We start from the raw sequence: 23421 nt of genomic DNA on the forward strand, positions 1-23421 counted from the left end.
GGTGACTATGCTCTTAAAGAGTTGCTGACTCTTGATAATGCAACCTTAGATAAACTTTTTCCTTCCCACAGCACTATTGACAACTCCCGGTATCAAGAGCTGATGCTCTATTTTAAGGAGCTTAATCAAGCCCGTAACCATCCCGGGTTTACCTTTTTATATCATTATCAGGAGTATGTCTCCCAGTCTAAAAACCCGTATGGCTATACGCAGTTTATGGAGCATTACCGCCGTAAATATGCTAAAATCAAAGGCTCGATGAAGCTTGAGCACGACCCCGGCAAAGAGCTCTTCATTGATTTTGCGGGTAAAAAGCTTCACATTATTGATAAACAAACCGGAGAATTAGTTCCTGTCGAGGTGTTTGTAGCTATTTTGCCCAACAGTCATTACACCTATGTCGAAGCCTGTAAAAGTCAGAAACGCGATGAGCTGATCAACTGTTGCCGTAACGCTTTAAATTTTTATGGCGGGGTACCTAAAGCTATTGTCTCTGACAACCTAAAATCAGCTGTTAACCGTGCCAGCAGGTATGAGCCCGAGATCAACCGCAGTTTTAAAGACTTTGCCCGGCATTACAACTGTGTGATCAACCCCACCCGGGGCTATGCTCCACAGGACAAGGCTTTAGTAGAGAATGCCGTAAACCTGGCCTACCAGCGTATCTATTATCCTATGCGCAAGATGAGCTTCTTCTCTATAGAAGAACTCAACAGGGAGATAAAAAAGCAGCTGGAGCATTACAACAACTTGTTGTTCTCCCGCAAGGAATCCAGTCGCAGGGAACTGTTCCAATCCGTGGAGCAACAATACTTGAAACCCCTTCCAGAGACAGCCTATGAGTTAAAAAGCTACCGAAGGGCAAAGGTCCAGAAAATAGGATATGTATACTTCTCCCCAGATAAAAGCTATTACAGCGTACCCTACCGCTACATCGGAAAGGAAACCACCTTGCATTACACCCGTTCTTTAGTTGAAGTGTATTACCACTATCAACGCATAGCCCTGCATCAGCGCAATCCCTCAAAAGGCAGCTAAAATACTAACAAAGAACACCTGAGCAGCACCCACAAGTACTATAGCGACTGGAGTCCTGAATTCTTTAAAAAGAAGGCAGCCGTGCACGGGAAGCACGTGGTGGATTGTGTCGAAAAAATAATCACTGCGGTAGATTATCCTGAAATAGGATATAAGCGTGCTATGGGGCTTATTCAACTCCATAAATCCTACGGCTCCCAGCGGCTGGACAATGCCTGTAAAAGAGCTTTACAAGCAGATGCAGCCACCTATCAGCGCATCAAGAACATCCTGAAAAACAATCTGGACAAGAGCTCCCTGTTCTATCAGGATCTGGAAGAAAATAAAACACATATCCCGAAGCATACTAACATACGAGGTGCTTCAGCTTATCAGTAATATAACCTTTAAACACAGTAACTATGAACAACAATCAGACTATTGAAAAATTAAAAGAAATGCGACTAGGGGCTATGGCTCAGCTGCACTTGCAGCATCTTAAAGACAACCGCATAGCAGGGATCACTGCCGATGAATACCTGGCATTATTGACCGATCACCAGTGGGAAGACCGACACAACCGTAAGATAGAAAGGCTTTTAAAACAGGCTGGCTTTAAACAACAAGCCAGCCTGGCTGACATTAACTACTCCCAGAACCGGAATCTGGATAAAAATATGTTTGCTCGATTAGGCAGTCTGGATTTTATAACCAGAAAAGAAAACATCATTCTTACCGGTGCTTCAGGAGTAGGTAAAAGCTATTTAGCTCAGGCTTTAGGGCATCAGGGCTGCATGATGGAGTACAAAACCATATACACCAACACAGCCCGGCTTTTTAAAAAACTAAAACTTAGTAAGGTCGATGGCACCTATTTTAAAGAACTGGGGAAAATCATCAAAGCAGACCTTCTAATCCTCGATGACTTTGGCCTGCAGAGTTTTGATAATCACGCAAGGGAAACCCTGATGGATATCATCGATGAGCGGTACAACAAAGCTTCCACTATTATATCCTCACAAATACCCGTATCCGCCTGGTATGATATTATTGGGGAAGGGACTATTGCAGATGCAATTCTGGACAGGATTGTAAATTCATCACACCGCATTGACCTAAAAGGAGAGTCGCTAAGAAAAGGAGCTTTAAAGAACGAGTAACATTAATTTTATATATAATTGCAGTATCTTTTAAAGTGGCACTGTTTGACCGAAACAGCTGGCACCATCACTCCGAAATAGCCACCTGTTCCACCTGAAGCTAAAATTCTAATCGGTAATCCATAAATAAGAACTTTTTTACTGTTCATACTTATTTTTATGGTTTTGTTCATAATTTCAAATTGGGGAAGGTTTTTGTTGCCAGTCCATTCTTCAGGTAACATTAGGCGTGAACCTAAAAAAGCGTCAGCTCGCCACCACCCAAAGCGGGGTCAATAGGTTCTACCGGTTTTAAAATTTCGGGGACATCGGTTTCTACCCCACGCTGATAAATGGCATTGCTTACCGGATAGGTTTCAAAAGGCGTAGTGGTAAAGCCTACCCGCATCAATTCTTCCACCTGCTTTTGATTTAAATCCGGTTCAATCCAGTTATTTAGAAACTGATCGTCTAACACAAGGGGCATCCGTTTCTTTTTATTGTGTATCTGTTCAAACAGCTCATTTGCCGGTACCGTAATGATACTGGCACTATAGAGTTCATCATCCAGTGCAGTATACAATCCTGCAAAGGCGAAGAGTTTATGGCCTTCCAGTTTACAGTAATACGGTTGAGATTTACTTTTGTAATGATGCGGCTCATAAAACCCGTCTGCAAGAATCAGGCAGCGACTTTCTGCCGCACTCTTTTTATACGTCCTGCTACTAAAGATGCTTTCACTTCGGGCATTGAGCGTATTGTAATCCGCTTTAAAACCCGCCGGATCTTCAAATGCATATTCCGGGATCAGTCCCCAATTCGAGGGATAAATGCGGTCGGTTTCCATCGGAATGATATGCAGCATTCCGCTGCCAAAACCATTTAAATGATAATGCTTTTGATATTCCAAAGGCACGGCAAAATCCCGTTTAAAGGTTTCCTCTATTTCTTTCTTAGACTTCGTCAAGCTGGTTGCATAACACATATCCTGTAAATTTTTATCTAATTTATTAATTTAGAAGCAGTATGAGCCGTACCCGCAAAGAACTTTACGATCTCGCCAATCATTTCTACCTCAATGCCCAAATTGAGCGTATGGAAAACGATCCTACTTACAATCTGTATAAGGTAGTATATGAGGGTAATTCGTATTTCTTCTGTCTGTGTAGCCGTAAACACAACTATACCGGCACCCACCCCAAATTCATCTTTACCAACAAATCAGAAAAGCTCGCCTTAAATCTCTGTTGGAAAAAATTAGTGGAACCCACTTTAAAGCAGAACTAATTTAGCTAATTTTGGAATATTTCCTAATTAAAGGATTTAATCCATTTAACAAGCGCTATGATAGTCCAATTAAGCCCCATTTCATCTGTACTCTATTCTTGTTTTATTCCCTTTGTATCTGGTTTATCGTGTGGATTCCCCTCCCCTGCAGACGATCATTTAGACGATGGCATTGATTTAAATACCGCCTATATCCGCAATAAAGACGCAACGTTTTTTGGTCGGGTAAAAGGAGATTCCATGTTGGGTGCAGGATTAGCAGATGGTGATTTACTCATCATTGATAAAAGCCTGGAGCCCCGGGATGGGAAGATTGCGGTCTGTTTTATAGACGGCGAGTTTACCGTAAAACGCATTAAAATAGAAAAGGACACGATCTGGCTCGTAGCCGAGAACCGAAATTACCAACCCATAAAAGTTACTAAAGACAACGACTTTTTAATTTGGGGGGTAGTGACAAACGTGATTAAAGACCTCTGATATGTTTGCCCTGATTGACTGCAATAACTTTTACGCTTCCTGCGAGCGCGTGTTTAATCCTAATTTGAATGGACAACCCGTAGTGGTCTTAAGCAATAACGACGGCTGTGTGATCGCACGCTCTAATGAAGCCAAGGCATTAGGTATCCCTATGGGCGCTCCTGCCTTTAAAATTAAAGAACTGCTGCGTCAGCACAACATTCATGTGTTTTCATCTAATTATGCGCTGTATGGGGATATGAGCGCCCGGGTGATGAACATTCTGGGAAACTATTCCCCGGAGTTGGAAGTATACTCCATTGATGAGATTTTCCTAAAACTGGAGGGATTTGATTTGTTTGACTTAACCGAGTATGGACTTAAAATGATCGAAGTGGTCAAACGCAGTACCGGTATTCCCATCAGTGTTGGGATCGCACCAACTAAATCCCTGGCTAAGGTGGCTAACAAAATTGCCAAGAAGTTTCCTGCCCGCACTCGGGGTGCATACGTAATCCAAACTCCCGATCAGATCGAAAAAGGGCTCAAGTGGACGCAGATTGGTGACGTCTGGGGCATTGGCAGACAATATGCCAAAAAGCTTCAAAATATACAGGTATTTAATGCCTGGCAGTTTACAAACCTGCCGGATGAATACGTGCGCAAAGAAATGAGTGTGGTAGGATTACGACTTAAGCGAGACCTTTCCGGCGAAGCTACCCTTGATCTGGAAGAAGTGGCTAAAAAGAAAAACATTGCTGTTACCCGTTCTTTTGAACGTATGTATACCGACTTTGAGGATATACGTGAACGGCTTGCCACCTATGCCGGTAAAGTAAGCTATAAACTGCGTAAACAGAACTCCTGCTGTAAACTGGCCTATATCTTTCTGCATACTAACGTACACCGCGATGATCTCGCGCAGTACCACAACGGCATCACGGTAAAGATGCCTTATGAGACCAATTCGTCTCTGGTGATTACCAAAGCCGTAATGACTGGATTAAAACGCATCTATAAAGAAGGCTATCACTACAAAAAAGCAGGGATCATCGTTATGGGCCTGACCCCGGATACGCAAAAACAACTCACCTTTTTTTATAACGAAGATCCGCGGCATAAAGCACTGATGCAAACGATTGATAAACTCAACCGTACCTGTTTTGATCAGGTAAAGCTGGGCGCACAGGATTTACAGAAAGTCTGGAAAATGCAACAAAACCACCTTTCCCGCAGGTATTCTACCCGGCTAAATGAGGTGATTGAGGTAAAGGTCTAGCATCTGAAATACGAAGTGAGGTATCAAATTTCCCTTTATTCTTCGACAACCGTTCTATTCGGGATTTTCAAAACCTAAAGTTCTTAATCCTATACCTTCCAGATCTAATGCGACCACCCGGTTGCGCAATTCATACACCAGTTGGGTATTGGTTTTACAATTGAATTTTTTACGCAGGCTGCGAAGGTGTTTGTCAACAATGCCTATGGAGTTGGCTTCTATGGAGTAGAATTCCAAAATCACCGGTAATTTACCTACCGGTACTCCGTAGGCCAAAGCACTAAGAAGATAGCGTTCATAGGGACTGAGATTGGGCTTTTTAGAAGGGGCTTTCATCTTTATAATTTAGATAAAGATAGGTGAAGGCGTTTTATTTGACAATTCTCAAGAGAATAAGCATAAATGAATATACGGATTAACAGGCTTACACCCTCCATTCCTAATGTATTAGGCTGGTAAGCAGGCCAACTGTAGGGAGTTGACCTGTTTTTAATTTCCTTACCAGCTGTTACAATTTATAAAAGTAAACCGGCATTCGATGTTATTTTTATAAATCAATAGAAGCGCGATATCCAAATTACAGCAAAATCCATCAAATCCTATTAATTTCTTTTCTCTAGCGGAGCATAGATGAAATGGGATCAACACATACAAAAGTTTAAAGCAGGTTTGAAATATCTGCAGCAAGAACATGCCTATAACACAGAGCTCAATGTATTGTGTTTAAACTATGCGGCCCAGGTTCAAAATCAACTGGAACAGGATTTTAAAGCTATTTCTGATGTACAAAAAACGGAGGAAATCAACTTTTTTAAGCACATTAAGCCGGTTGTTGATGGACAGCATTTATACTACCGTAAAATCATTCAATTGGAGCATGAGAAACCTGTAAAAGGGCTTAAAACACAAATACGATTTTACAAAAATCAACTCGATATCGAATACCGCTTCAAACTGCGACATAAAGCCTTTGCCTACTACCTTAAGTCAAACCAAACCCATTTAGACGCAATCTACTTTACACGTCGGGACCCCCTCCCCTACGATCCCGATGATCTCAGGCTCCAATGCAATCCAGGTTATTCAACACCACGGGATTTTCTGACCGCCAAACTGCGGTGTGGTGAACTCCTCACAAATTATCTAACAGACCGGCTTAAGCACTTAATATCTCCCGGCATTCCAGTGGAGGCGGCCCGATTAGACTGGAGCGGGTCGCGTACCGATCTTATCGAACTTACCTACGCCTTGTATCACGCTAAAGTCATTCATAAAGGCAAAGCCGACATTATTGAGATCGCCCGGGCTTTGGGTAATTTCTTTAATATGGATCCCGGTGATGTCTATAAAACCTATTCTGAAATCAAATCCCGTAAAAAAAGCAGGACTAAATTCCTCGACGAGATGGCTATGAATCTGCAGGTGGCTATGGACCGTGAGGACTTTTAAATCACCCCACTCCGGTATACCCCCGAAAAGAAAAATTAGCAGTTGTAACTGCCTGGCCATTTTCAGCAATTCCCTTAATCCAGTGTTGAAATACTAGTTTTTGACGGCTGTTAAAGTTTGACCGGGTCTCCGGTTTCCTTGGGAACAAACGGGTACAAAACCCCTCAAATTCGTAGAACGAAAGTCAAACCGGGATTGGGACTATCAAAAAAAAGATAACCACGATAGTCCCTTTCTTTTTAAAAACGTTCTACTATGCCAGCAACACTCATTACAACAGACGATCTGCGCGAGTTCAAACACGAACTGCTTAAAGAGATCAAAACCATTATCAACAATCAGGGAAGCCAAAAGCTCAAAAAATACCTCAAATCCTCTGAGGTGATGGACTTACTTCAGGTAAGCCCCGGCACGCTGCAAAACTTACGTATCAATGGTACGCTACCGTTTACCAAGGTGGGTGGCTTGATCTACTATGATGCAGATGACATCCAAAAAGTAATGGAAGACAATCGGGTCAACTACGGTTTAAAACCTTGAATGATGAATTACATAAAGCTTATTCACGCAGCTTATACCCGATTCTACGATGATGAGCGGCTAAATCCTACCCACATCAGCCTCTATATGGCCTTGTTTCAGGAATGGAACAGTTCCCGTTTTAGCGAAGGCTTCTATGTAAGTCGCGGCGTATTGATGCGTGTGGCCAAATTAGGCTCTAAGACCACCTACCATCGCTGTATGACCGATCTGAATGATTGGGGCTATCTGACCTACCTACCCTCAAACAATCCCTATAAGGGCAGTGTCATCAAGATGACCTTATTTGAGACCAGTGATGAACCGGTAGCAGACGGGTCTGATACCAGACTGGAACACGTAGCGGAACACTACCATCCCACCACGATACCGCAACTGGGACACTACCGTCCCGATAATGTACCAGTAGTGGGCAGGCACCGTCCCATAAATGGACAAGCTCTGGTATCTACTACAAACAATACAAAACATGCAAACAATATAAAACAGCCAAAGGACTATTTGGCCGTTTTGGAATTTTTTGAAGAACAACACGCAGATGCTGTAGAAGCTGAAAAATTTTACGATCACTTTCAGGCAACCAACTGGGAAGATGCCGGGGGGAAGCCCGTTCGCGATTGGCAGGCTTTAGCCCTAAGCTGGATTCAAAACGAGAAACCCGTTTCACAAGCAACCGACCCTACTGACAACCTGCGAACCGCCAAAAACAAGGATTATGGAAAACCCCTCTAAAATCATCGAAGGCGGCGTGGAGTATAGCCTGGGAACCTTCAATGGCAAAAAAATGCTCTATGATTTTCCAAAAGTGCTCCTCTACCTCAATGCTAAAGGCAAACTTGAATTTGGAAATAAGTTCCGCATTTACGAGGAGGACCACGAGATCCTAAGGAAGCTCTGCTCCTACTTCATTCGCGATAAAGCCTTTTGCGAATCCCAGGGCATCGATATTGAAAAAGGCATTCTGCTGTCCGGGCCGGTAGGCTGCGGTAAAACCAGCCTGATGAAACTATTGCGTTTTCTGGTACCCCTGCAAAAGCCTTACGAACTCATCCCTTGTCGTAACATCAGCTTTGCTTTTAACCATTTGGGTTTTAAATCGATTGAAGCATACGGGAATTCCAAATACTACTGCTTTGATGATCTGGGTGTAGAACCCGCCGGGCGGTATTACGGTAAAGATCTCAATGTAATGGGAGAAGTATTGCTATCACGCTACGAACTTTACCTAAGCACCAAACGCAAGCTAAAAACCCACGCCACTACCAACCTAAACGCAGACGAACTCGAAGCCCGCTACGGCAACCGCGTACGCAGTAGAATGCGGGAGTTGTTTAATCTGGTGGCGTTTGATCAAAATGCAGGAGATAAGAGGAATTAATATTTTATTAATAATATTCCAAATTAAGAGAATGAAAACTTGGCAATTTTGCTATTTTTGTTAAAAATAATTTGGCAGCAGCAGAAAAAATAAAAGCATTGTTACAAAGTTATGGTGATAAAGATGACGCCCGTTTTTACACCACAGCAATGCAAATTGCAGCTTCTGAAGCAAAGAAAGGGCACATCAAACTTGCCGAAGAATTGAAAGTCTTAATTGATAAAATTAGGACTAAACGAAGTGTCGATTCAATTTCAAAAACACGGATTCTTCCCGTTAATGAGGCTCAAAAAGAACTCAAGGATCTACTCGAAGTTTATAGGCCTCAAATTAAAACCAAAGATATGGTTTTGGCTCCTCAAGTTTCAGAAGCTATTGAACGAATACTATCAGAACAAAGAAAGTTTGACCAATTATTACAGCACAATCTAGAACCACGACGGAAGTTAATGCTGGTCGGTCCTCCTGGCTGCGGAAAGACTATGACTGCCAAAGCTATCGCTGGTGATTTAGAAATTCCATTATTCATAATTCGATTAGATGGGTTGATTAGCCGTTATATGGGTGAATCAATTTCTAAAGTGAAAATGATATTTGATTCTATGTACCAGCATCGAGCCGTATACCTTTTCGATGAGTTTGATTCTATTGGCTCCAATAGAAGTTATGGTAATGAGGTTGGAGAAATTAGAAGAGTATTAAATGGCTTTTTAATGAACATTGAAAAAGACGAATCAAATAGTTTATTGATAGTGGCTACTAATATTCCGGAATCACTGGACAAGGCATTATTTAGACGTTTTGATGATATTATTCAATACCCACTACCTAAAGAAAAGGAAATATCAGAACTTTTGGAAGTTCAGTTAAAGGGATACGAACTATCTAAAGGAAAAACTATTAATACAATTACAAAAGAAGCCTTAGGGCTCAGCTTTGCTGATATTTCTAACGCGTGTAAAGATGCAATCAAGGAAATGATTGTACAAAATTCCGATAAGATTTCATCCGCTACACTTTTCAAATTCATAAAAAGTAAAAAGACTTATTTCTAATTGTTGAATGCCAAGAAATTTAGAACACATAATTCTTTCTGGCTATGTAACTACCGAGTCCTATACTAGTCCAAACACAGGTCGAGACCGGGTCATCGCGACTGGTCGAAATAGAAACACCCACGGAAACGTTCTACGAAATCAATTAAGTAACGCAATCGCATCTTTTAGACACGAAGTTGAAGCTGATTTGGTATATTTAGAATTCATTTCTGAAGAAGATTGTTTACTTGCCTTTGATAGCTTTGAAGATGGTAGAAAAGGTGATCACAGATTCGTTTCCTCAAAATTGGAGAAATACACTATTGACGGGGTAGAACACAAAAGATATAGGGCTTGCGTTTACTTAAACAAAAAAGGTATTTCAAAGTTTCTTAATAAAATTGAAGTTTATCTTGACACTGAGAAGGATAGCCCTTCCGGTAATCCAAGGAATTCAAAACTACTCAATAATATTGCTGTAATTCAAAGAGCTACCCTAATTAGTTTTTGGCAAGAAGATGAAATTAACTTTCCCGAGCAAGATGAAATCGTTTGGTGGGAAGTTTGGTTAAGACGAGATATCGTCGAGAACGATTCATTCGAGGACCAAGATGTGGTCGATATGCTTGTAAGGAATACTATCGAAGTTGCCGAACGACGACTATTATTTCCTGAGCATATTGTAAGATTGATTAGATGTTCTGCAAGACAATTGTCTAAAACAATCTTATATTCAGATAGACTTGCAGAATTAAGGAAACCAAAGGAGATTGCGGATTATTTCACAGGTCTGGACGGAAATGATGCGAACGACTGGGTAAAAGAACTTAAAAATAGAACAGTTAATAGAACGACGGATGATTCCGTTGTAGTGTGCTTATTGGATACAGGTGTGAATCGTGGACATCCATTACTACAAGATTTTCTTCCAGAAAAAAATATGGATTCTGTAAAACCGGAATGGGGTAATTCCGATAATGATAGGCACGGTCATGGAACACCCATGGCTGGGACAGCTTTATATGGAGACTTAACGGATTTACTCCAAGAATTTTCTAATATTGAAATATTTTATCGTCTAGAATCTGTAAAATTAATTCATCCCAACAATCCACATCATCCTGAGTTATATGGTGCTGTTACAGAGGAAGCTGTTGCTAGAGCTACAATTTTAAATCCAAAAAATAAGCGTGTTATTACAATGGCGGTTACAGCTACTGATGGACGCGACAAAGGCAAGCCCTCCTCATGGTCAAGTTCAGTAGACAAAATCGCCTTTGGGGAACAAGGTATCTCAAACGACAAAACACTTTTTTGTGTATCAGGTGGTAATACTAAAATACATTACCCCTCTGAATATCCCAGATCAAATCTTGAAGAATCAATTCATGATCCGGCTCAGGCATTCAATGCACTATCTGTAGGTTCATACACGAAAAAAACTATTATTGACCAAGAACAATTTAGTGGTGCGACGCCTTTAGTACATGCTGGTGGTATGGCACCAAGCAACAGCACTTCCTTAATGTGGGAGAATTCTTGGCCTCTAAAACCAGAATTGGTTATGGAAGGTGGTAATTATGGTATTCACAATGGTGGCATTATAGACCCAGATTCTTTGCGATTACTTTCTATAGGTAAAAATTTTAGAACTGAACCTCTACATAGCTTTGGTGACACTAGCGGTGCGACAGCTTTGGCATCAAGATATGCTGCAATGTTGACGTCCCAATACCCTACACTTTGGCCTGAAACAATTAAAGGGCTACTAGTGCATTCTGCTGATTGGACCTCAGAAATGTTATGTAAAAGAAGTATTCAGGATCTTAATAATATAGAGCAACGGAATCTTCTAAGAACCTTTGGATATGGCGTTCCCAATTATCAAAAAGCGGTTCATAGTGCCAATAACTCACTAACTCTTATTTCGCAAGAACAATTAAAACCTTTTGTTCTTGATGGAAACACGGTTAAAACTAATGATATGCATTTGCATAATCTTCCTTGGCCAACTGAAGTTTTAACTGCACTATTCGATACCGAAGTAACTCTTACAGCAACTTTATCTTATTTCATTGAACCAAACCCAGGAAATAAACAATATAGTAAGTCTTATTATTACCAATCACACGGTCTAAGGCTTAAAATGATTGATTCTGGTGAAAGTATTGAACAATTCCGAGAAAGAGTCAATAGGGAAGCACGTAGCGAAGTTGAAAGTAGCTCATATTCGGGTGAAAACTGGATAATTGGCAATAAAGTTCGAGACAAAGGTTCTATACATAAAGATATATGGAAGGGAACTGCAGCCGACCTTGCTACAAGAAACGTAGTCGCTATTTTTCCGGTAAATGGATGGTGGCGTACACGCAAAAAATTGATGCGTTACAACAATGATGTGCGATATAGCTTAATATTATCAATCGAATCACAAAATAACGATGTTGATCTCTACAATGCCATTATTAATAAAATAGACATTTTAATATAGTCAAAAATTGATCTGTAAGTTTGACAGAAGCAAGCTTTAAAAAATTAATGATTTTCATTCCCAAGTCTATCTAATAACAATCTAAATTTTTTAATAAGCATTCTAATATCAGAATTGCTACCGAGCTTAAAAATTCGGTTAATAAAAAATACATATTTTCATCCCTATTGCTCATAAAACCTAATTCCAATAATAATGAGGGCATTAGCCCACTCGTTTCCCGAAGCACCTGAAAATTGTCGAACTTTACACCCCGACTCTTAAACCCCAGTTTTTTATAAAAGTCCTCTTGAATTTGAAAGGCTAACCAGGTAGCAGGTTCTGTATTACTATTTGGTTTATCATATACATATACTTCCACCCCACGAGCTTTAGGATTGTCCGAATGATTGCAATGCAAGGATAGAAATACATCTGCTTGTAATGAGCGTGCTAGTTTGCTTCGATCTGATAACGAAATCAATGTGTCGCTGCTCCGCGTAAAAAAAAGGTCTAAAGGATGACCCAATGTAGCATTTAAATGCTGTAGCGCTAAAGCTAAGTTTAAAACTACCTCCTTTTCCTGAATTCCAGTCACCCCTACTGCCCCGGAATCCATTCCTCCGTGTCCGGGATCAATGAGTACCCGTAAAGGTCTGTTCAATTCCTGCCCAAAGATCAAACTAATTTGCAGCAGCAGCATCCAAATGACGTTTTGGAGCTTTTTTCTAAGTCTGGCATTTTGAGTTATTAACAACATGACGTTCAATTTTAATAGGATTTAGTGTGGTTTAAAGTCATTTGAAATCAAATAGAAACAAGAATTATTTTATTCACAATAAATTGATTTTCAATTATTTAAAAATAAATATAGGTAATTTTCTTCTCATTGATTTCCAATCTTTTAAATCTTAGAATTATGAAAAAATCAAACGCTTTATTCGCCGGTATGGCTTTGCTATCTGCACCCCTATTTGCTCAAATAGGAGGTATTGAAGATTCTGTAAACGATGTTTCCGATACCATACGCACTGTATTCCCCATTCTCCTGGGCGTTATTTTCCTGGTCGGTTTTCTGTTTAATGCCGGACACTTCTTTGGAGAGAATGCCGACTTAAAAAAGGGCATCACTCGCGTACTGGTCTTTGTACTTATAGCCGGGGGTGTGGTAGGTATTTTCAGTTATTTAATAGACATCGTAGTCTAATTCGTTATCCAATGAAAAGCTACGCGGTCTATAGAAACATCCGGAAACAGGCGGTCGTTTTCGGGCTGCCGGTTTCCCTGTTTGCGGTGCAGATGTGCGCGCTAATCGCCTCCTTGCTGATCGTCATCTTCTCCTTCAGCTTGCTGACCATCTTGGTTGCTTTAGTAATCAATGTCCTGCTTTACGTCTGTTTAACCCGACTACAAGGTCTGATGCAGTTTCTGCAGTTCGCCAGCGCCTTTCCGAGTCTCATCAGCACCAAACTAAACACCGGCCTTTCCTATGATCACGATTAAAAACAAAAACTTCCATCCCATTGCATCCACCAGCGATCACCTGATGTTTTGCAGTAATGGTAATGTGGTGTTGGGCTATCGACTCGATTTGCCGGAGATCTATTCCCTTTCTGAAAAGGACTTTGAGGAATTGCATTCGGGTTGGTTTCAGGCCTTTAAAACGCTGCCAACCGGCACACTGATCCATAAACAGGATTACTATCACAACACCGCCTTTGATGCCTCTTCCCTACCGGATGAATCCTTTCTGGGAAAGGCTACCCAAAGCTATTTCAACAGTCGGGAATATACCGCGCATACCAGCTACCTGTTTTTCGTGCTAACCCATAAATCCAATACCCATGCAACCTACACCAATCCCTTCCGCAAAATCCTCAAAAACCTACCGAACACTCTGGAAGATGCTGTACGCCATTTTACGGGAGCTGTTGAAGATGCTGTTAGCTTCCTCAATTCGGGTAAAAAAATCAAACTGACTCCTCTAAAACCTTATGAGTACCAATCGCTGACACAAAACTATTTTAACGGATTTAATGAAAACCTGACTACCGATATACTGTTGGACAAAAACCGCATCAATATTGGTAAGCACCTGTTTGATGTACTGGCTGTAAATAGTGAGCTCTGCTTTGGAGAGCAGGTAAAAACCAGCAGTATTGACGAGCGCTTTACGGCAGATGATTTTCAGTTTCATAAGGGCTTTATTGACGGACTCGGACTCACCCTGAGTGAAAACCACGTCGTCAATCAGATTCTGATACTGGATGACAAACACAAGTGGCGTAAAATTTTAGATAAGAAAGTTGAAGAACTCGGCAAGAGTTCCAGTTTCGGATCCCAGAATCGGGTTGTACTGAAAAAAATTCAGGAGATCCTGGAACAGACCAATACCGATGAGAGCTCCCGTGTGATCCGTGGGCAGCTGAGTGTGCTGTATTGGGCAGAGACCCAAAAGCAGCTGGATGCCATTGGGGCGAAAATCAAAACCGAATTTAAGGAGCTGGATATCGTTCCGTATTATCCTATTGGCGAAGCCAGAAAGAACTACTTCCTCAATTCCTGGTTCGGATTTGCTTCCCATTTTTCAGATGAAGACCTGTACGTTACCGATTTGAAGCACGCGCTGTGTCTGATGCTGAATAGCACCAATTACAAGACCGACCCCAAAGGCATCCTCTTTAACGACCGCCAATATACTATTCCGGTACTAAAAGATGTTTGGGATGAATCTAAAAAACGCATCAAGGCTCGCAACTTTGCCATCTTTGCACCTACCGGGGAAGGCAAATCCTTCCTGGCCAATAACATCCTGCGGCAGTTTTACGAAGAGGGCGTGCGTCTGGTAATTATAGATCTGGGAGGCTCTTATACCAAATTTGCCAAACTCTATCCCGATGAGCACATCATCCTGCGTTATGAGGCCGGGAAGAATCTGGGGATTAATCCCTTTTATACCTCTGAAGGTGAAATCCCTTCCGCAGAGCGACTGGAAGATCTTACCGTATTCCTTTTTGAACTCTACCATACCGAAGGCAGGCAGGCTAAAGCCCAGTCGGTTTCCCTAAAAAAAATACTTACCGCTTATTACAGAGCTAACCCATCGCTGCACTCGCTCAACGGATTCTACGACTTTGTTTTTAGCAATCGAAAAGACCTGCTGGCACAGCTTAAAATCCATCCCGATTACTTCGATATTCAGGAGTTCCTGCACGTAATGTCGGAGTATGTTGGCGATGGTCTATACAGCTACCTCTTTGAGGTAGACGAAGATCAGACCTATACGCTGGAAGATAAGCGTATGATCATCTTTGAGCTGGACGAGGTCAAGGATAATAAGGAAATCCTTTCGGTAATGCTTAAGCTCATTAAAACCGCCATACAGCGCACCATCTGGAAAAATAAGGCCGAACGGGGAATCATCCTCTTTGATGAGTTTGCCAAGCAGCTCAAGTTTGAAAATGTGCTGGAGAGCGTTGAGTTTTACTATCAGGCGATCCGCAAACAAAACGGTGCGATTGGCATCATTCTGCAATCCATCAACCAACTGCCGGGCAACGCAACTTCAGCAAGTATCTTGGAAAACACGCAGGTGATTTACAGTCTGAATAATGAAAAAGGCTATGACGAACTCGCCCGCAGGCTGAACCTTTCGAGTCACGATCTCAATCAATTAAAATCCATCCGCAACAAGCTGAGCGGCTCCCGGAAGTACACTGAGATTTTTATCAAGATCGGTAAGGAGAGTAACATCTTCCGCCTGGAGGTACCCCCTGAAGTCTATGCCGCCTACCTGACAGACGGCAGTGAAAATGAACTCATTCTAAGCCTTTACGAGCAAACTCAGGATATGGAAGCGGCCATCAACCAATTTATTAGTCCCTCCCGGTCAGTACAGACAGCAATACAAAAACAATAATCTTTTAATTCATACCACCATGAAAACACACCTCACACGTCACATCAGGAAACTAGTCCTCGGACTAGCCCTAATCGTAATGCTATTTATGCCCTGCCGTGGCACGGCCCAGGGGATGCCGGTTTATGATAATACCAACTTTGTAAGTCTGGTCAAGTCCCTCTTGGAATCAGCCAAACAAACCACCCAACTCCTGAAAACGGTCGAATTCCTGAAACAACAAAAAGAGAATCTGGAAAAGGTAAACAATGTGGTCAAGCAGCTCAAAGCCGTAAAGGAAATCGGGAAAAACAATGCCCGTCTTATTCAGGTGATGCGTCAGGACTTGCGGGAAATTCTGAACTCTCCGTACATCAAACCCGATGAAGTAGTACACATCACGGAAGCCTTTAATCAGTTTGTAGATAATTCGCTGGAGGCGATGGACTTTATAGACGAGATCCTATCCAGTAACTATTTAAAAATGTCTGATGCAGACCGGGCGGCAATCTTAAAAGAAAAAGAAGCCGAGTCTAAAGAAATGGTGGCTACGATCAATTTAAAGACCAAACGCTATAAGGAGATCATCGCCTTTCGGAAACTGCAGGATAAAATCAATAACCGCGAAACCGGATTTTAAAGATGGCTGCGCTTGTGATCTTAGGAATCGGTTTGGAGTATGTAGATACCATTTTTGATACCATCCTAGCCAGTCCGGTAGCCCAGTATACCATTACCGGTATGAAAACCCTGGCGGTACTGTTCTTTCTGGTAAACATCCTGAAAAAATACAATGAAGGTATTGCAGACCGCTACGGTTATACCTGGGGACTGAGTCCGGGCGAACTGGCTAAGAATTTTGCGGTGGTTCTGGTGGCTATCTTTTCCACGCAAATTCTGGGTTTCTTTGACGGTATTCTAGTCGCCATTGAATCTCAGTATCGCGATACCGCTCCTGCCCTATTACCGCTACAGATGCAGGAAATCCCCATTGAAGAGGAAGTAGGCATGTACGAAGGGATGAAAGCTGCGATGGCCTTACTTTATGAAGCGCTGGTTACCCCTTTGTTTGGTTTTAAAATCTTTGCATTTATCGGGGGCATCATCTTATGGATTCTGGATTTATTCATCTATCCCTTATTTCTGGCCGAGCGCTTCTTCCTGCTGGGCATTATGCAGGCCTTTTTTCCGCTCATCATCAGTCTGGCGGTATTTGAAAAATTCCGCTCTCTGGCTTACGGGTTCTTTAAACTCTATGCTGCAGTCTATATGCTGGTACCGGCATTCTTTCTGGTCAATGTTTTTATCAATGCCCTCTACACCGAAATCAACGAACACTTTTGGCAAAACCTATTGGGTTCTGATTACGGTCAGGATTTTTTTGCTCCGGTAATCCAATTAGGCTCAGTAGGCTTTATAGTGTTTTTAAAATTCAAGCTCTACCGCCGGGCCATCTCGTTTACCCTTCGCTTATTCACCACTTAAAAGTATTTCTATGAAAACACCTTATTCCTCCGTCTATTCCACCTTAAAGACCAACCGGCTTATCGTTTGGCTGGTTGTAGTATGCGCTACCCTATCCAGTATGTTTTCGGGTTGGATGGCGTACAGCATTTATAAGGATTCCCTTCAAAATGCTTTTGCGATCAGCACTACCGGAGAAGTCATTCCCTTAAAACTGGTTGATCAAAACGAAAATCTGGAGGTGGAAGCTTTGGCGCATCTTGAATTATTTCACGGGTATTTCTACGATATCGATGCCAGCAATTATGAAAGTAATTTAGAGAAAGCCCTGTGGTTAGGTAACAATTCAGTTGACAATACCTACCGCCAGAAAAAGACTGAAGGCGTTTACAACCGCCTGATTCAGTATTCTCTGGTGCAAAACCTACTACGCCTGAAATCAAAGGTAGATTTAAACACCTATCCCTATTCGTTTCAAACAACATTGGTTTTTGAAATCAATCGGGGCAGTATCACCGATACCTACGAACTCATCACGACCGGTAATCTCATTCAGGTAGACCGCAATTTTCCGCACAATCCGCACGGCTTGCTGATAACCGATTTCTTTGAAAAAAGCCTGCGCAAAATTGATGCAACAAGCAGATAAACCTATTAACTCCAAGACTATGAAAATCCAAAAAAACAAACTCGTCTTTGCCTCGATTATCGCGGTAATCATTATGTTTTTAGTCTCCTATGCGATGATGCTGGCCAACCGGGATCAGGAGCCCGAACTTCTAAAAGAAACCCAGGTTCCCGAACTGGAAGAAGATCCGGAGATCTACCGGTCTAAACTGGATGCAATTAATGCGCTAAAAGAAGAACGGGAGAGCACGGCTCCCAGTGTGTATAATGAACTCCTGATGGATTCGTTGGGCTATTTTGATCCCGAATATCCGGAGGATCAAAAACAACGCATCATCGACAGCATCTATGCATCGGCCCGTATCAACTACAATACCGATACCTACTCCGAGTCTGCCGATGAAGAAAAACCACGCTCCTATCCTCAAACGGATTCAAGGCTGGATTCTATTGAACGTACTCCAAACCGCAAAGTTGAAGTACAGGAATTGGGACTGGAACATCAGCTGTTCTTTGCAGCCCGACCTAAAATATTATCAAGTGCAGTTGCAGCAATAGAGTCTATTCCAGTTGTAGTAGATGGCGATCAGATGGTAAAGGCCAACAGCCGCCTGCGCCTGCGAACCAATGAAGTATCTACTTATCAGGGCAGAACGATTCCTAAGAATACTCCGGTGTTTGGCTTTGTAAACTTTCAGCCCAACCGGGTGCTGATCCGTATCGAGAGTATTGATCAGCAACCGGTAGACCTGGAGGCATTTGACCTGCAGGATTCACAGGAAGGAATTTATGTGGAAAACAATTTTCGGGCAGAGGCCACACGGGAAGTGCTGGACGATGTGCTTCAGGAAGTGAATATCCCGGGAGTACCTCAAGTAAGCGGGGTCGGTCAGATCCTGCGCCGGGGAAATCGTACGGTTAAAGTCATCGTGCTCAATAATTATAAAATGCTACTCAAACCAGCTAACTAAAATCTGAAACCTATGAAAAATCCAGTCTACTTTTCCGTTTGGATGGTATTGTTATCCTGCTTCAATGCCAAAGGGCAAAACCAGAATGCTATACAATTAGACACCATCTATGCCAATGACTATACCAATGTGGCGCTGTTCTTTCCGGAACCCATCAGACAGGGAATCGTTGGTTCGTCAGATTATGTATTCAGTTTTAACCGGGATGAAGCCCAGCATCTAGGCCTCTTACAGGCCAAACCCGGAAAACCCAGTAATTTACTGGTAATCAGCACCACGGGTTCTGTTTTTTCGTATATTGTTATGTTCAAAGAGTCAATGGATCAGTTCACTTATTTTATTGACACTTTAGATCGTATTGGTTTTGAGAACCACAACAGTATTGACCCGATACACGTCTCTGAAGAAATTAAAACGTCTTCAGAGACAGCCCCTTTCCCCTACGAGCGGTATTGTAAATACCTGATTCAGAAAAAACAAAAGATTGGTCGGTTAAAAACCCGGAATCAGGGAATTATCCTTAGCGTGGCAAACATCGTATTTCATAAAGAAGCCCTGTATTTTGTGATGGAAATCGAAAATCGGTCCGGTTTGGATTATGATTTTAATTACCTGAACCTATCTACTCAAACCCGTTTAAAAGGAAAACGAAAGTCCATGCAAAAACTTCCTAAAGAACCACTATATACCCATCAGGCACCCGAAAAAATAAAAGCCGGGGAAATTAAAAGCTTTGTTTATGTGGTGCCCAAATTTTCATTAAGCAGGGATCGCAGGCTGATTTTAGACTTAAGCGAAGCTCGCGGGGAGCGCGAACTGCAACTCAAAATCAACCCCCGCTTTATTAACTATCCAAACTAACATATTATGAAAACAATCTATTTAATTTTCAGCCTTACGCTGTTCTCAGCCTGTTCCAATCCTAAAAGCAAAAGCCCGGAAGAAGTGACCCAAATGGTTTTGGAAAGCTTTTATGCACGGGATAATGAGATGCTAAAAACCTATACCACCCAAACCGGTTATCAAGGTCTAATGCAGATTCAAAACTTCTTTGTGGAAGATACCGAAACAGAACTGGGTTTTAAAGTAGTACAGCAAACTCAGGAAGGAGATACCGCCTGGGTGAAATGTACCATCAACTATTTAGATAGACCGGAAACCTTTAAACTGGTCAAGGAAGATGGACAATGGAAAGTCACGGAAAAAGAGCTTCGGGAGAAGAGTCCAATTTAGATTCTAAAAGCCGATTCCATCAACTCAATTTCTGCATTTTTTATTCCAATTTCTTTAGCAATAACTTTCCAATCGTTGACTACAATTTGAATTTCATTCAGGATAGCATTCATCTCCTGTTCATTTAATCGAAAATAGACCCCAACACTTTTGGCCAAGTCAAAATCAAGGGCATTATCATCCATATCAATATTTAAAGAGAGCCCATTTTTATCGACAGACGGATTCAGATCATAAGCCGGAGCTAACTCCCAGCCCTTTTCACGGAGTATAAATCCGTGATTTCGCAAGTGATCATCTGTATTGGAAATCGCAATATTAAAAACCATTCGGCGCCAGAGCTGATGTAAATTGGTTTCTACATGGACACCATAATTTTCAATAAATTCTACCAGTTCAAGGTAACTAGCTGTCTTACCCCTAAGAACATCTTCGGTATTTCCGGTCATGGTCATGGCGGAGGCAAAATGAATGCGCTCTGTATTTTCGCGATCAAATCGGCGGGTTAAAAAAGTATGATAGGGACCCTTGATTTTTTCCACTTTGGATTCAGCCATTTCAATTGCGGCAGCTGTAGCCAGTCGATAGGCTAAAAATTCCCATAAAGCTTTGTCCACGGTATCTGATTTCGACGGAAACTTGGCTATCCAGAGGTTTTTCTGAGAATCCAGAACATTGGCCTTGGGCCTGGCACCACCAAGAGAGGAACCTGGGGCTATCAGTACCGCAATCCATTTTCGTATGGTATCGTTTTGCTCATCATTTTCCAACTGGTTTACGGCTTTCTGCAATTCCCCTAATGAAGACCATGGAGGTGTTGGTGTTTGATTATCATTATCCAGAAACGGACCATCCAATTCCGTCTTAAAACGTAAAGCCCCCATCCTACTTTCATCGAATACTCCCAGGAGGTAGTCTATTTCATAAAGTGTTCTAGGTCTTTCGTTGTTTTCCCTGGCTTCTTGTGCTGCCTTACGTTTCATTAAAGTTTTTCCCCATGTATCAGGCATACTATCCAGGAAAATTCCAAAATTCTCTTTTTCTGATGGAAATTGAGGCCCTGAATAAAATTGAATATCCGGATCCAAAAGTCGCTGATTTTTAGTTTTCAACCACTCTGAAGCATATTCAAAACTGAAGGCTTTTTTGCCCTTTGCAAAATGCGCCGATAACGTACCAATTAATCGGGGCCCGCCCAGGCCAATCCAGTCTGCAAAAACATAAATATCAAATTTTCCTACTACCATAATTATAATAGATCCAGATCTTGTAATTTTCTACCGAAAGCATCATCATTGGCCAGTTTCAAAAAATCCTCTTCAAGGTTATAAACTCTTAATACATTAAAGTAAATACCCAGGGCCACGGACGGATCCCCCTTCTCAATTCGGTAAAGGGTAGCCCGGTGAATTCCGGCACGCTCTGAAACCTGCTCTGTGGTAAGCTTTCTTCTTTTTCGTGCCAGCTTTATGTTTTCGCCTATTTGCTCAAACATTTTTTGATGTTTTGGTAATACCGTGGCTTTTTTCGAATTCATTTGTCGCTAATTTACAACAAATATAATATTTTTAACGTATATAAACGACATTGCAGAAAATGGCTTTTATGTTTTAAACCGTCTCATCACTTCCCAGTGAATACGTTTAAAATTGGTTTCATAATCTTCCTCTGAAAAGCGTTCTGCAGCTTGAGGAAGCTGTCTTTTGATTTTATCCAGTTTAAACTGAACTTTGCGGTCTAAACCATCCGCATAGGTAATGAATTCTCCCTGTTTTAATCGGAAAAACACATCCGCCCGCACTTTAGAAACCTCGCGCTCACCAGTAGTCACGCGCGTATCAAAGTCCAGCGTATAGCCTTTACTCACGCTTTTAGTTGGGTTTTTGACAATTTCAAAAAAACGTTCGTAGTATTTTGCAGTATCAGGATCGTTGACCTTTCCAAAAAACTGATAGGACAGATTGGCCAGAATGGCCCTGCTGGCTTTATCCCCGTACATCATATCGTTCTGCACCTTATCCTGCATCACATAAATAGTTGCCACATCGTAGCTGCGCAAGGTTGCGGGAATGCGGTGCATATTTAGTAAACGGATTGTGGGTGCTTCTTCCATCATTACAAAAGACGATTGCTGTCCCCTTACACTCATTTGTTTAATCGCGGTATGCAGAATGGTAGCGATTACGGGTGAATAAGCCGATTCGTACTTGGGGTTATTGACCACACTGATTACCGATGGATTTTTGGGGTTATTGAGATCCAGCGGTACTTCGTCTGCAGATAAGGCCATAAAGATGCGTTTGGTACTGATGCGTTTTAAGGCATTGGCCAGGGTACTCATCACTCCGGCTGTTTGCTTTTCAGAATCTATCCCGCTGATAAAGGCACTGGCCATAATGCGCGAAGTACGATTTTCAGAAAGCCAAAGTACCAGTTGTTTGGTATCCAGGTGCTGGTATAGCGCAATCATATGAGGCAGTGTACACAAAGCGGGTAAATCTTCTTTTAGACGCCAGATCATTCCACATAAAAGCCCTTCAGCGGCATCATTAAAGAATTTTGAAGAACCGGTAACTACCTGTTCCTTTTGCTCGAGCAGGTTCTCCAGTAAAACACGAGCGACTTCATTGACGCTTTCTTCATTGGGTAAATAGCGTGGAGCAATGGGATTTACTTTATGAATGACTTCATCAAAAGCGATGGTGTAAAAAGGTATGTCTGTGTTTTTAAAAAGCGGATAGGCAATCTCGGTCAGTTCAAAATTTTTGTAATCGTGGATGATGCCACAAAACTGATGCTTTTGAAAATGCTTGAGAAACTGATAGACCACGCTTTCAGTTTTCCCGCTTCCGGCAGAGGCGATTACCGAGGCCCCACGTTTGATGTTTTCAATTTGGAAACGCTTGCTGTGGGTCTCAAACTGTACCCGGTATTTTGATCGAATTGCGGTGTCTACTGTTGGAGTAAATACTTCGATACAGGTTCCCAGAAAGAGCAACGGACAGGTATAGCACAACAGAATTAAATACCAATTCACCTGTAGGATCAATATTACTGTTGAGCTCCCCAAAAATAAAAGACCAACTATCCAGGATTGACTATAGAATCGTTTGGCCAGAACATAAATTGACAGAATTGACACCTCTATTACTTGTATTTCAATTATCTCCATA

Annotated in this window: 28 protein-coding genes; 21 read left to right on the top strand and 7 right to left on the bottom strand. The window is 41.8% G+C overall.

What is annotated here, in order from left to right:
* From istA to istB, 3 genes are all read left to right on the top strand, one after another.
* Window positions 1–1038 (top strand): IS21 family transposase (istA, locus tag DSM02_RS13155; protein ID WP_240674057.1); only part of this gene is annotated, 1038 nt, incomplete at its 5' end.
* A gap of 81 nt (window positions 1039–1119) precedes the next feature.
* Entirely contained in the window at window positions 1120–1416 is a 297-nt protein-coding gene (locus tag DSM02_RS20595; protein ID WP_240674058.1) for a hypothetical protein, read from the top strand.
* Window positions 1417–1439: 23 nt separating this feature from the next.
* A complete protein-coding gene (istB, locus tag DSM02_RS13160) occupies window positions 1440–2177 on the top strand; it encodes an IS21-like element helper ATPase IstB (protein ID WP_128766086.1) in 738 nt (245 codons plus the stop codon).
* Between the two features lie 8 nt (window positions 2178–2185).
* On the opposite strand, the gene DSM02_RS13165 is transcribed toward istB, so the two are convergent.
* Both DSM02_RS13165 and DSM02_RS13170 read right to left on the bottom strand, forming a co-directional pair.
* Window positions 2186–2401 (bottom strand): hypothetical protein, encoded by a 216-nt coding sequence (locus tag DSM02_RS13165; protein WP_128766087.1) that lies wholly within the window; start codon window positions 2399–2401, stop codon window positions 2186–2188.
* A gap of 11 nt (window positions 2402–2412) precedes the next feature.
* On the bottom strand, window positions 2413–3141 hold the full coding sequence (locus tag DSM02_RS13170) for an SOS response-associated peptidase (RefSeq protein WP_128766088.1): 729 nt from the start codon (window positions 3139–3141) through the stop codon (window positions 2413–2415).
* Between the two features lie 41 nt (window positions 3142–3182).
* Here DSM02_RS13170 and DSM02_RS13175 point away from each other — a divergent pair, with 41 nt between their 5' ends.
* The 3 genes from DSM02_RS13175 to DSM02_RS13185 are packed head-to-tail and all read left to right on the top strand — an operon-like array spanning window position 3183 to window position 5181.
* A complete protein-coding gene (locus tag DSM02_RS13175) occupies window positions 3183–3443 on the top strand; it encodes a hypothetical protein (RefSeq protein WP_128766089.1) in 261 nt (86 codons plus the stop codon).
* A gap of 57 nt (window positions 3444–3500) precedes the next feature.
* Window positions 3501–3923: a LexA family protein gene (locus DSM02_RS13180; protein ID WP_128766090.1), complete on the top strand. Its 423-nt coding sequence runs from the start codon at window positions 3501–3503 to the stop codon at window positions 3921–3923.
* Between the two features lies 1 nt (window position 3924).
* Window positions 3925–5181 carry a Y-family DNA polymerase gene (locus tag DSM02_RS13185; RefSeq protein ID WP_128766091.1) on the top strand — a complete coding sequence of 419 codons (1257 nt, stop codon included), beginning with the start codon at window positions 3925–3927 and terminating at the stop codon, window positions 5179–5181.
* A 54-nt stretch (window positions 5182–5235) separates the two neighbouring features.
* Here the strand turns inward: DSM02_RS13185 and DSM02_RS13190 are convergent, their stop codons facing one another.
* Window positions 5236–5517 carry a hypothetical protein gene (locus tag DSM02_RS13190; RefSeq protein ID WP_128766092.1) on the bottom strand — a complete coding sequence of 94 codons (282 nt, stop codon included), beginning with the start codon at window positions 5515–5517 and terminating at the stop codon, window positions 5236–5238.
* A gap of 294 nt (window positions 5518–5811) precedes the next feature.
* On the opposite strand from DSM02_RS13190, the gene DSM02_RS13195 reads away from it, so the two are divergent.
* From DSM02_RS13195 to DSM02_RS13220, 6 genes are all read left to right on the top strand, one after another.
* Window positions 5812–6630 (top strand): RteC domain-containing protein, encoded by an 819-nt coding sequence (locus tag DSM02_RS13195; protein ID WP_128766093.1) that lies wholly within the window; start codon window positions 5812–5814, stop codon window positions 6628–6630.
* A gap of 255 nt (window positions 6631–6885) precedes the next feature.
* Window positions 6886–7170, top strand: a complete 285-nt coding sequence (locus tag DSM02_RS13200; protein WP_128766094.1) for a helix-turn-helix domain-containing protein — start codon at window positions 6886–6888, stop codon at window positions 7168–7170.
* Window positions 7171–7902 carry a hypothetical protein gene (locus DSM02_RS13205; protein WP_317128249.1) on the top strand — a complete coding sequence of 244 codons (732 nt, stop codon included), beginning with the start codon at window positions 7171–7173 and terminating at the stop codon, window positions 7900–7902.
* Window positions 7886–8548: a P-loop NTPase family protein gene (locus tag DSM02_RS13210; RefSeq protein ID WP_128766095.1), complete on the top strand. Its 663-nt coding sequence runs from the start codon at window positions 7886–7888 to the stop codon at window positions 8546–8548. The genes DSM02_RS13205 and DSM02_RS13210 overlap by 17 nt, the downstream gene beginning before the upstream one ends.
* A 71-nt stretch (window positions 8549–8619) precedes the next feature.
* Window positions 8620–9603 carry an AAA family ATPase gene (locus tag DSM02_RS13215; protein WP_128766096.1) on the top strand — a complete coding sequence of 328 codons (984 nt, stop codon included), beginning with the start codon at window positions 8620–8622 and terminating at the stop codon, window positions 9601–9603.
* A 7-nt stretch (window positions 9604–9610) separates the two neighbouring features.
* On the top strand, window positions 9611–12076 hold the full coding sequence (locus DSM02_RS13220; RefSeq protein WP_128766097.1) for a S8 family peptidase: 2466 nt from the start codon (window positions 9611–9613) through the stop codon (window positions 12074–12076).
* A 70-nt stretch (window positions 12077–12146) separates the two neighbouring features.
* Here DSM02_RS13220 and DSM02_RS13225 read toward each other — a convergent pair whose 3' ends face one another.
* On the bottom strand, window positions 12147–12815 hold the full coding sequence (locus tag DSM02_RS13225) for an N-acetylmuramoyl-L-alanine amidase family protein (RefSeq protein WP_128766098.1): 669 nt from the start codon (window positions 12813–12815) through the stop codon (window positions 12147–12149).
* A 159-nt stretch (window positions 12816–12974) separates the two neighbouring features.
* Here DSM02_RS13225 and DSM02_RS13230 point away from each other — a divergent pair, with 159 nt between their 5' ends.
* From DSM02_RS13230 to DSM02_RS13270, 9 genes are all read left to right on the top strand, one after another.
* The gene (locus tag DSM02_RS13230; protein ID WP_128766099.1) at window positions 12975–13262 is read left to right on the top strand and encodes a hypothetical protein; all 288 of its coding nucleotides are present in this window, start codon (window positions 12975–12977) and stop codon (window positions 13260–13262) included.
* An 11-nt stretch (window positions 13263–13273) separates the two neighbouring features.
* The gene (locus DSM02_RS13235) at window positions 13274–13558 is read left to right on the top strand and encodes a hypothetical protein (RefSeq protein WP_128766100.1); all 285 of its coding nucleotides are present in this window, start codon (window positions 13274–13276) and stop codon (window positions 13556–13558) included.
* Window positions 13545–15974 (top strand): TraG family conjugative transposon ATPase, encoded by a 2430-nt coding sequence (locus DSM02_RS13240; RefSeq protein ID WP_128766101.1) that lies wholly within the window; start codon window positions 13545–13547, stop codon window positions 15972–15974. The genes DSM02_RS13235 and DSM02_RS13240 overlap by 14 nt, the downstream gene beginning before the upstream one ends.
* 79 nt (window positions 15975–16053) lie before the next feature.
* Window positions 16054–16593, top strand: coding sequence for a conjugal transfer protein (locus DSM02_RS13245; RefSeq protein WP_128766184.1), 540 nt, complete (start codon window positions 16054–16056; stop codon window positions 16591–16593).
* A 2-nt stretch (window positions 16594–16595) separates the two neighbouring features.
* Window positions 16596–17438 carry a hypothetical protein gene (locus DSM02_RS13250; protein ID WP_128766102.1) on the top strand — a complete coding sequence of 281 codons (843 nt, stop codon included), beginning with the start codon at window positions 16596–16598 and terminating at the stop codon, window positions 17436–17438.
* Between the two features lie 10 nt (window positions 17439–17448).
* Complete coding sequence (locus DSM02_RS13255; protein WP_128766103.1) at window positions 17449–18066, top strand: conjugal transfer protein TraK; 618 nt, start codon at window positions 17449–17451, stop codon at window positions 18064–18066.
* Between the two features lie 73 nt (window positions 18067–18139).
* Window positions 18140–19015: a conjugative transposon protein TraM gene (gene traM / locus DSM02_RS13260; protein ID WP_317128250.1), complete on the top strand. Its 876-nt coding sequence runs from the start codon at window positions 18140–18142 to the stop codon at window positions 19013–19015.
* A 12-nt stretch (window positions 19016–19027) separates the two neighbouring features.
* Entirely contained in the window at window positions 19028–19876 is an 849-nt protein-coding gene (locus DSM02_RS13265) for a DUF4138 domain-containing protein (protein WP_128766105.1), read from the top strand.
* A 6-nt stretch (window positions 19877–19882) separates the two neighbouring features.
* Window positions 19883–20248: a nuclear transport factor 2 family protein gene (locus DSM02_RS13270; RefSeq protein ID WP_128766106.1), complete on the top strand. Its 366-nt coding sequence runs from the start codon at window positions 19883–19885 to the stop codon at window positions 20246–20248.
* Here DSM02_RS13270 and DSM02_RS13275 read toward each other — a convergent pair.
* The 3 genes from DSM02_RS13275 to DSM02_RS13285 all read right to left on the bottom strand — a co-directional run bounded on the left by DSM02_RS13275 (window position 20245) and on the right by DSM02_RS13285 (window position 23420).
* Entirely contained in the window at window positions 20245–21495 is a 1251-nt protein-coding gene (locus DSM02_RS13275) for a type II toxin-antitoxin system HipA family toxin (protein WP_128766107.1), read from the bottom strand. The genes DSM02_RS13270 and DSM02_RS13275 overlap by 4 nt on opposite strands.
* Before the next feature lie 2 nt (window positions 21496–21497).
* Complete coding sequence (locus DSM02_RS13280) at window positions 21498–21785, bottom strand: helix-turn-helix transcriptional regulator (protein WP_128766108.1); 288 nt, start codon at window positions 21783–21785, stop codon at window positions 21498–21500.
* A gap of 66 nt (window positions 21786–21851) precedes the next feature.
* Window positions 21852–23420 (bottom strand): type IV secretory system conjugative DNA transfer family protein, encoded by a 1569-nt coding sequence (locus DSM02_RS13285; protein WP_128766109.1) that lies wholly within the window; start codon window positions 23418–23420, stop codon window positions 21852–21854.
* Window position 23421: the final 1 nt, after the last annotated feature.

The sequence above is a fragment of the Leeuwenhoekiella polynyae genome (assembly GCF_004104075.1).
Lineage (GTDB): Bacteria > Bacteroidota > Bacteroidia > Flavobacteriales > Flavobacteriaceae > Leeuwenhoekiella > Leeuwenhoekiella polynyae.